Below are 9,765 nucleotides of genomic sequence, written 5' to 3'. Positions count from 1 at the left end.
TCAATGTAAATAAACGTAGTAAATATGCGAGTTGTAGAGTTCTGCAACGAGCTATTAATTTAATATTTAGGAGGACTGTGAATGAAAATTCTTATTGAAGTATTAGGAGGCCTGGCTCTATTTTTATATGGCATGAATATGATGGGTATGGGTCTTCAAAAAGTAGCTGGAGATAAAATGAAAAATCTTATAGGTATACTTACAAAAAATAGATTTATAGGAGTTTTTGTAGGCGCATTGGTAACTTTGCTTATACAAAGTAGTAGTGCTACAACAGTTATGGTAGTTGGATTTGTAAATGCAGGTCTTATGAATCTTACCCAAGCTATAGGAGTTATAATGGGTGCAAACATTGGTACAACCTTTACAGCTCAACTTATAGCTTTTAATCTTACTGATTTAGCACCTTTAGTAATAACAATAGGGGTAGCAATATGGCTATTTACATCTACGAAAAAACATAAAGAATTAGCTGAAGTGCTCATAGGATTTGGTATACTATTTATAGGTATGGATTTTATGAAAGAAGCTTTATCACCACTTCAAGAATCTCAAGTATTTGTAGATATTTTGAGTAATTTAAATAATCCAGCTCTAGGTTTACTTGCAGGATTTGGTCTTACTGTAGCAGTACAAAGCAGTAGTGCATCTATGGGTCTTTTACTTGCACTTGCAAGTCAAGATTTGATAACTCTTCAAATGGCTCTACCTATTCTTTATGGAGAAAACATTGGTACATGTACAACAGCACTTTTATCAAGTATAGGTGCTAGTAAAACAGCTAAAAGAGCAGCAATTATGCATTTATTATTTAATATTATAGGAACCCTCTTATTTATGCTTGTTCTTCATATACCAATTGAATATATAGTAGAGAGGATTTCAGATGATCCTCAAAGAAGGATCGCTAATGCACATACAATATTTAATATAACAAATGTTTTAATACAATTACCATTTGCCGGATTTATTGTAATAGCTGCACAAAAATTAGTACGTGGTAAAGATGAAGAAGTTGTTGGACTTAAATATTTAGATTCAAGAATAATTGAAACTCCATCAATTGCAGTTAATATGGCATCACGTGAAGTTTTAAGGATGGGTAAAATTGTAAAAAATAATTTGAATACCGCAAAACTAGCATTTTATAATAGTGATGAAAAATTAACAAGAAAAGTTTTTGAAGAAGAGAAAAAAATAAATCAATTAGAAAGAGATATTACAGAATACCTTGCAGATTTAACTCGCGCATCACTCACATATGAACAACATGGTATTTTAACTACACTTTTAAATACTGTAAATGACTTAGAAAGAGTAGGAGATCATGCTGATAATATAGCTGAATTATCTCAATACAGAATAGATAACAAAGTTAAATTATCAGAAGGTGCTTTAGAAGAACTGGGTCAAATGTTTGAAAAAGTAGAAGATGGATTTGCTTTATCATTAACCTCATTTAAAACGGCAGATGAAAATCTCGCTAAAAGAGTTATTGAATATGAATCTATAGTTGATAGAATGGAAAAAAATTATAGAAAAAATCATATAGAAAGATTAAATGACCTTAGCTGTAATCCTACTTCTGGAATAGTATTCTTAGATATGATAAGTAATCTAGAAAGAATATCAGATCATTCTTCTAATGTTGCTATATCAGTTATGGACGCTATAGAAAAAAAGGAAGTAAAGCAATAATTTAATAAGGAATAGTTGAAAATTAAATTGGGGGTATTTACAATGAAAAGTGAAGTTTACTTTATTGATTTTAGGGCAGAAAGAGAACAAGATAATATTCACAATAAGCTTAGAAGATTATTTGATAAGGCAGGTATAAAAAACGTATTAGAAAAACAAGATCTAACAGCAATTAAAATACATTTTGGAGAAAAAGGTAGACATGCCTACTTGCATCCTACATTTGCAAGACAAATCGTAGACAAGGTTAAAGAATGTGGCTCCAAACCTTTTTTAACTGACACTAATACACTTTATACAGGAAGTAGAACAAATAGTGTAGTTCACTTACAAACTGCTACTGAAAATGGATTTGCTTATTCTGTTGTAAATGCACCAATTATAATTGCAGATGGATTGTATAGTAAAAATTCAGTGGATGTAGAGATAAATAAAAATCATTTTAAAACCACAAAAATTGCAGGAGATATTTATAATGCTAATTCAATGATAGTATTAAGTCATGTAAAGGGTCATGGAGCTTCAGGATTTGGAGGAACTATAAAAAATTTAGCAATGGGTTGTGCCTCAGCTAGTGGAAAGCAAATTCAGCATTCAGATATAAAACCTAGTGTAACAGAGGAAAAATGTATAGCATGTGGAATATGTGCTAAAAATTGTCCAGTAGATGCTATAGAGGTAAGAGAAAATGCTAATATAGATCATAAAATTTGCATAGGTTGTGGAGAATGTACTACAGTATGTCCTACACGAGCTATAGAAGTAGAATGGGAAACTGACACTAATTTATTTTTAGAAAAAATGGGTGAGTATGCATATGGTGCTGTAAATAATAAAAAAGGAAAAGTAGCATATTTTAATTTTGTTATGAATGTTACACCACTATGTGATTGTGTGCCTTGGAATGATGTACCTATAGTGAATGATATTGGAATACTTGCTTCATTTGACCCTGTAGCAATAGATAAGGCAAGTATTGATCTTATAGATAAAGCCATAGGTAATAAAGATACCAGGCTACCTAATGATCATATTCATGGTAATGATAAATTTAAAGCAATACACAATATTGATGGTAAAAAAATATTAGATTATTGTGAAGAAATAGGCCTAGGCAATTTGAATTATGAGTTAATAAAAGTCAAATAGATATTTATTTAACAAAAACTATAATTTTATTAAAAAAATTATTGTATTTTCTATAACAATATATTATAATGAAATCAAGTTAAGGAAAACTAAATATTTGCCATATGAAGAATGCGGAAGAGACCACATTTGTGGCGCCGAAGGGGTAAGTTGTAGCAAACCAAACTATAATGAAACTCTCAGGCAAAAGGACCGTTTTTGGATGGCACTTTGAAGAGCGTAAGCACCGAAGGAGCAACTCCTTTAATAGGAAGAATCTCTCAGGTTTATAACAGAGTATAGGTACTTTAAGTACTTATGCTCTTTTTTATTACATAAGAAAAGAAATGTTTTCTGAGAGTAAAGGAGGAATAAATGAAACAATACTTAATAACTAATAATTCATTAGTTCATAGGAAATATAGTGAAGAATATGAAGTTGATTATTTGGATGTATCATATATGGATATTTTAAAATATGTACGTGATAAAATTCATTCAGGACATATTTTACTTACTCATCCCCTATCAGGAAGTATAAAACCAAATGAAACTCCATATAAGACAGTTATCATATCTAAAGAAAAAAGAAATTTAGACATGAAATCTCTTATGATTATAGAAGATAGCATATCTACAGCAGATAAATTCATAAATAAGATTGGTATGAGAGAATTTGATTTGAAATCTTCAGAAGATTTCAAAGTAATAGATTTATCCTTAGTTGAAGAAAGTATAAAAAGATAATGTTTTAAGTTATATATATTTAGGTATAATTATTAATGTGTAGTATATTAAAAGGAGTTGTAAATATGGAAAAAATTTATGATGTAATTATAATTGGTGCAGGACCTGCTGGACTTTCTGCTGGATTGTATGCAGGAAGAGCAAAAATGGATACTTTAATATTAGAAAAAGAAAAAGCAGGTGGACAAATAGTAACCACTGAAGAATTAGAAAATTATCCAGGCTCTATTGTAGATCCTACAGGACCAAAACTTATAGGTAGGATGCTTGAACAAGTAGATAGCTTTGGAGTAGAAAGAAAAATTGATGAAATTACGGAAATAGATTTAGATAGAAAAATAAAAGTAGTTAAAGGTAGTAAAGGTGAATACAAAGCTAAATCTATTATAGTAGCTGCTGGTGCTAAGCCTAGGCTTTTAGGAGCTCCAGGGGAAAAAGAACTTACAGGTAAAGGTGTTTCATATTGTGCAACTTGTGATGCTGCTTTCTTTGAAGACTTTGATGTGTATGTAATAGGTGGAGGAGATACTGCCGTAGAAGAAGGATTATTTATATCAAAATTTGCTAGAAAAGTAACTATTGTTCATAGAAGAGATGAACTTAGGGCTGCAAAATCAATTCAAGAAAAAGCATTTAAAAATGATAAAATAGAATTCATTTGGGATTCTGAAGTGAAAGAAATAAATGGTGATGGAATAGTTGAATCTATGATTTTAAGAAATAGAAAAACTGGAGAAGAAACTGAAATAGTTGCAAATGAAGATGATGGTACATTTGGAGTATTTGTATTAGTAGGTTATATTCCAGAGAGTAATTTATTTAAAGGTGTACTAGATATGGATGATACAGGATATTTATTAGGTGATGAAAATATGCATACAAAGATTGATGGAGTTTTTGTTGCAGGAGATATAAGACAGAAATCTCTTAGACAAGTAGTAACAGCTACAGCAGATGGTGCAATAGCAGCAATTCAAGCTGAAAAATACATTGGTGATAATTTTGAGGAATAAAATCCTCGTTATTAAATAAAAACTTATTTAAAGGAGGTTGTAAAATGTTAGAAGTAGATAAGAAAACATTTGAAGAAGAAGTATTAGAAGCAGATGGTTATGTATTAGTAGATTATTGGGGTAAGAGTTGTGAACCATGCAAGGCACTTATGCCACATATTGAGGAATTAGAAGAAAAATATGCTGATAAAATCAAATTCACAAAATTAGATACATCAGGAGCTAGAAGACTTGCTATAAAGCAAAAGGTATTAGGTCTTCCTACAATCACTATCTATAAAGATGGCGAAAAAGTAGATGAGCTTACTAAAGAAGATGCAAAACCTGCTAAAATTGAAGATATGATTAAAAAATATATATAAATTTTCTAAGGTTACTTTTTAGTAACCTTAGCCAAACAAAAAGAGGAGGTGAAATGTATGCGCCTGGAATTAGGTAATATCCATATTAAGGATGTCCAATTTGGAGAAGAAACAAAGGTTGAAAGTGGCGTACTTTATGTAAATGAAAGTGAATTTAAAAATCTTTTATTAGAAGATGAAAATATTATAGATATAAGCATAGAGATGGCTAGACCAGGTGAAAGCATTAGAATTACACCTGTTAAGGATGTAATTGAACCTAGGGTTAAGGTAGAAGGTTCTGGAGGAATTTATCCAGGAGTATTATCAAAAGTTGATACAGTAGGCTCTGGTAGAACTCATGTATTAAAAGGAGCTGCAGTTGTTACAACTGGTAAAATAGTTGCTTTTCAAGAAGGTATAATAGACATGAAAGGACCTGGATCTGATTATACACCATTTTCTAAGTTGAATAATGTTGTTGTATCTATTGAAGTAAAAGAAGGATTAAAACAACATGAGCATGAAAAAGCACTTAGAATGGCAGGATTAAAATCATCTAAATATTTAGGTGAGGCTGGTAAAGATATTGAACCAGATCAAGTTATTGAATATGAAACTCTACCACTTTTAAAAAGTGTGGAAAAATATCCTGACCTACCAAAAGTTGCATATGTACAAATGTTACAAAGTCAAGGACTTATGCATGATACCTATGTTTATGGAGTAGATGCAAAGAAAACTTTACCTACTATGATTTATCCAACTGAAATAATGGATGGAGCAATAATTAGTGGTAACTGTGTTTCTGCATGTGACAAGAATACAACTTATCATCACTTAAATAATCCTGTGATTCATGATTTATATGAAAAACATGGTAAAGAAATAAACTTTGTTGGTATGATTATAACAAATGAAAATGTATATCTTGCAGATAAAGAAAGATCATCAGACTGGGCAGCTAAATTAGCTGAATATATTGGTGTTGATGGTGTAGTAATTTCTCAAGAAGGATTTGGTAATCCTGATACAGATTTAATCATGAACTGTACAAAGATAGAAGATAAAGATATTGATACTGTAATAATTACAGATGAGTATGCAGGACGTGATGGAGCGAGTCAATCACTTGCTGATGCAGATCCTAAAGCTGATGCTGTAGTAACTGGTGGAAATGCTAATGAAACTATTAAATTACCACCAATGGATAAAATTATAGGACATATAGAAGTAGTAGATAATATTGCTGGAGGATTTGATGGTAGTCTTAGTGAAGATGGTTCTATATTTGTAGAAATACAAGCAATAACTGGAGCTACTAATGAATTAGGATTTAATAAATTAACTAGCAAAGGATATTAGTATTAATAAAAATTTTAATGTGAAAGGATGTTAAAGATGAGCTTATATGATGGCAAAAAAGTTATTATCATAGGGGACAGAGATGGTATACCTGGTCCAGCTATGGAAGAATGTTTAAAATCAACAGAAGCAGAAGTAGTATTTTCATCAACTGAGTGTTTTGTCTGAACGGCGGCAGGAGCAATGGACTTAGAAAACCAAAAGAGGGTTAAAGATATCACTGATAAACACGGTGCAGAAAATGTAATCGTAGTTTTAGGTGCTGCTGAAGCAGAATCTGCAGGATTAGCTGCAGAAACTGTAACAGCTGGAGACCCTACATTTGCAGGTCCATTAGCAGGAGTCCAGTTAGGACTTAGAGTTTATCACGCAGTAGAACCAGAATTTAAAGGTGAGGTTGACGAAGAAGCATACGAAGACCAAATTGGTATGATGGAAATGGTTCTTGAAGTGGATGAAATCATTGAAGAAATGAAAGATATAAGAGAAGAATTCTGTAAATTTAATGACTAATAAAAACACCCGAAAAATTCGAGAGGGGGGAAATAATGAGTAAAATAAAAGTAGTTCATTACATTAACCAGTTTTTTGCTGGTATAGGTGGTGAAGAAAAAGCAGATTATAAACCAGAAGTAAGAGAAGAAGTAGTAGGACCAGGTATGGAACTTGCTAAAAAACTTGGTGATGAAGCTGAAATAGTAGCTACTATAATATGTGGTGACTCATATTTCAATGAAAATTTAGATGAAGCAAAATCTGAAGTATTAGACATGGTGAAAAAATATGACCCAGATTTATTCATTGCAGGCCCTGCATTCAATGCAGGAAGATATGGGGTAGCATGTGGTACAATTACTACTGCTGTAAAAGAAGAATTAAATATCCCCGTATTAACTGGAATGTATGAAGAAAATCCTGGTGCAGATATGTTTAAAAAAGATATATATATCGTTGAAACTAAACCTAGTGCAGCAGGAATGAGAAAAGCTATAAAATCTATGGCACCTCTAGCACTTAAACTAGCTAAAGGAGAAGAAATTGGTTCTCCAAAAGAAGAAGGATATATGCCAAGAGGAATCAGAAAAAATTACTTCGCAGATGAAAGAGGTTCAAAAAGAGCTGTTGATATGCTTATCAAAAAGTTGAGTGGTAAAAAATTTGAAACAGAATATCCTATGCCAACTTTTGATAGAGTTGAACCAAATCCTGCTATAAAAGATATAACTAAAGCAAAAATAGCATTAGTAACATCTGGAGGAATAGTTCCTAAAGGAAATCCTGATCATATAGAATCTTCAAGTGCATCTAAATATGGTAAATATGATATTGATGGTGTAAATGATTTAACTTGTGAAACATATGAGACAGCTCATGGTGGATATGATCCAGTTTATGCTAATGAAAATGCTGATAGAGTACTTCCTGTAGATGTATTAAGAGATTTAGAAAAGGAAGGAAAAATCGGAGAGCTTCATAGATATTTCTATACTACAACAGGTAATGGTACAGCTGTAGCATCATCTAAAGCTTTTGCAGAAGAATTTTCAAAAGAGCTTTTAGCTGATGGAGTAGATGCAGTTATATTAACTTCTACTTGAGGTACCTGTACACGTTGCGGTGCAACGATGGTAAAAGAAATTGAAAGAGCAGGACTACCAGTAGTTCATATGTGTACTGTAGTTCCTATATCTCTTACAGTTGGTGCTAATAGAATAGTTCCAACAATTGCAATACCTCATCCATTAGGAGATCCATCTTTAGATGGTGGGGATGAAAAACAAATAAGAAGAGCATTAGTTGAAAAAGCTTTAACAGCTCTTGAAACTGAAGTAGATGGTCAAAAGGTATTTGAATAAAATCAAAGGGTGATAGAAATATCACCCTTTTTTAAAAAAATCAAAATTATTAATTTATGGAGGTGAATAATATGTCATTTTCAGTAATAAAAGGTGCAGGTTATGTTTTAGCTCATACACCAGATATGATAATGCATAATGGTACCACTCAAACTACAGAAAGACATGTTAATCCAGATTCAGATTATTTAAAAAAAGTTCCAAGTCATTTAAGAACTTATGAAGAAGTTGTAAATTATTTACCTAATCAAACTTATATAGGTAATATGACGCCTGAAGAATTAAGGGGTTATGAACAGCCTTGGTATAATAAAAGCTTAGAAAATTCAGAGAGATATGGTAGATTTGGAGAAATAATGCCACAAAATGAATTTTTAGCTTTAATGAAAATAGTAGATGTTTTTGATTTAGTTATGCTTGAAAATTCCTTTACAGATTCAGTAAGAGAATCATTGGTAAATCACCCAATAGTTACAGACGAGCTTATAAACAAATTAAAAGCTGGAGAAGAAAAGGCTACTATTGAAAAAGAAGTAAATGAAAATCATGCAGAAGCATTATATAATAATGGAGAATTAATTGGTTGTGTTAAAAAAGCTCATGACATTGATTCTAACTTAAATGCTCATGTTATTCTTGAAAACTTAGTTGCTAAAGCATCTGGAGTTTTATCTATGCTGAATTTATTAAATAAAAACGATATAGATCCAAAAAGCATCGATTATGTAGTAGAATGTTCTGAAGAAGCATGTGGAGATATGAACCAAAGAGGTGGAGGAAACTTTGCTAAAGCTATAGCTGAAGTGGCAGGATGTATAAATGCTACTGGTTCAGACACAAGAGGATTTTGTGCAGCACCAGCTCATGCACTGATAGAAGCAGCAGCACTTGTACAATCAGGAGTATATGAAAATGTAGTTATCGTAGCAGGTGGCTCAACTGCAAAACTTGGTATGAATGGTAAAGACCATGTTAAAAAAGACATGCCAATATTAGAAGATGTTTTAGGTGGATTTGCGGTTCTTGTAAGTAAAAATGATGGAGTAAATCCAGTATTAAGAACTGATTTAGTAGGAAGACATACAGTAGGAACAGGATCGTCTCCTCAAGCAGTTATTACATCTCTAATCACTAATCCTTTAGATAGAGGAGATTTAAAGATTACAGATATAGATAAATATTCAGTGGAAATGCAAAATCCAGACATAACAAAACCAGCTGGCGCTGGAGATGTACCTACTGCAAACTACAAAATGATTGCAGCACTAGGTGTTAAGAGAAAAGAAATTGAGAAAAAAGACTTAATGAATTTTGTAACTAAACATGGTATGCCAGGTTGGGCACCTACTCAAGGTCATATTCCATCTGGAGTTCCTTATATAGGATTTGCAAGAGATGCAATGTTAGAAGGTAAGATTAATAAAACCATGGTAGTTGGAAAAGGTAGTTTATTCTTAGGAAGAATGACAAATCTTTTTGATGGTGTATCCATTGTAATAGAAAAAAATAATGGTGAAGTTGATGAAAAATCATCAGTATCTGAAGAAAAAATAAGAGGCATGGTAGCAGAAGCTATGAGAGATTTTGCATCACACCTATTAAAATAGTAGGGGGTGA

The 9,765-nt window shown here is 31.8% G+C and carries 9 protein-coding genes and 1 riboswitch; all 9 genes read left to right on the top strand.

The features are described 5' to 3' along the window. The first annotated feature begins 81 nt into the window (after positions 1–81). Complete coding sequence (locus ACTHUW_RS03515; protein WP_442210959.1) at positions 82–1,698, top strand: Na/Pi cotransporter family protein; 1,617 nt, start codon at positions 82–84, stop codon at positions 1,696–1,698. A 42-nt stretch (positions 1,699–1,740) separates the two neighbouring features. Further along, positions 1,741–2,847, top strand: a complete 1,107-nt coding sequence (locus ACTHUW_RS03510; RefSeq protein ID WP_442197385.1) for a DUF362 domain-containing protein — start codon at positions 1,741–1,743, stop codon at positions 2,845–2,847. Positions 2,848–2,951: 104 nt separating this feature from the next. Further along, positions 2,952–3,052, top strand: a riboswitch (glycine riboswitch). Between the two features lie 149 nt (positions 3,053–3,201). Further along, positions 3,202–3,573, top strand: coding sequence for a GrdX family protein (locus ACTHUW_RS03505; protein WP_442199125.1), 372 nt, complete (start codon positions 3,202–3,204; stop codon positions 3,571–3,573). A gap of 65 nt (positions 3,574–3,638) precedes the next feature. After that, on the top strand, positions 3,639–4,586 hold the full coding sequence (gene trxB, locus ACTHUW_RS03500; RefSeq protein WP_442197387.1) for a thioredoxin-disulfide reductase: 948 nt from the start codon (positions 3,639–3,641) through the stop codon (positions 4,584–4,586). A 44-nt stretch (positions 4,587–4,630) separates the two neighbouring features. Next, the gene (gene trxA / locus ACTHUW_RS03495; protein ID WP_442197388.1) at positions 4,631–4,948 is read left to right on the top strand and encodes a thioredoxin TrxA; all 318 of its coding nucleotides are present in this window, start codon (positions 4,631–4,633) and stop codon (positions 4,946–4,948) included. Between the two features lie 57 nt (positions 4,949–5,005). After that, positions 5,006–6,292: a glycine/sarcosine/betaine reductase component B subunit gene (locus ACTHUW_RS03490; protein WP_442197389.1), complete on the top strand. Its 1,287-nt coding sequence runs from the start codon at positions 5,006–5,008 to the stop codon at positions 6,290–6,292. Between the two features lie 36 nt (positions 6,293–6,328). After that, entirely contained in the window at positions 6,329–6,805 is a 477-nt protein-coding gene (gene grdA / locus ACTHUW_RS03485) for a glycine/sarcosine/betaine reductase complex selenoprotein A (RefSeq protein ID WP_442197390.1), read from the top strand. A gap of 35 nt (positions 6,806–6,840) precedes the next feature. After that, positions 6,841–8,148: a glycine reductase complex selenoprotein B gene (gene grdB, locus ACTHUW_RS03480; protein WP_442199122.1), complete on the top strand. Its 1,308-nt coding sequence runs from the start codon at positions 6,841–6,843 to the stop codon at positions 8,146–8,148. Positions 8,149–8,219: 71 nt separating this feature from the next. Further along, positions 8,220–9,755, top strand: a complete 1,536-nt coding sequence (gene grdC / locus ACTHUW_RS03475; RefSeq protein ID WP_442210961.1) for a glycine/sarcosine/betaine reductase complex component C subunit beta — start codon at positions 8,220–8,222, stop codon at positions 9,753–9,755. Positions 9,756–9,765 lie beyond the last annotated feature (10 nt).

Origin of the sequence: Senegalia sp. (in: firmicutes) (assembly GCF_052088025.1) — a bacterium.
In the GTDB taxonomy this organism is placed as follows: domain Bacteria; phylum Bacillota; class Clostridia; order Tissierellales; family SIT17; genus Anaeromonas.
This window is presented reverse-complemented; position numbering and strand designations above follow the sequence as displayed.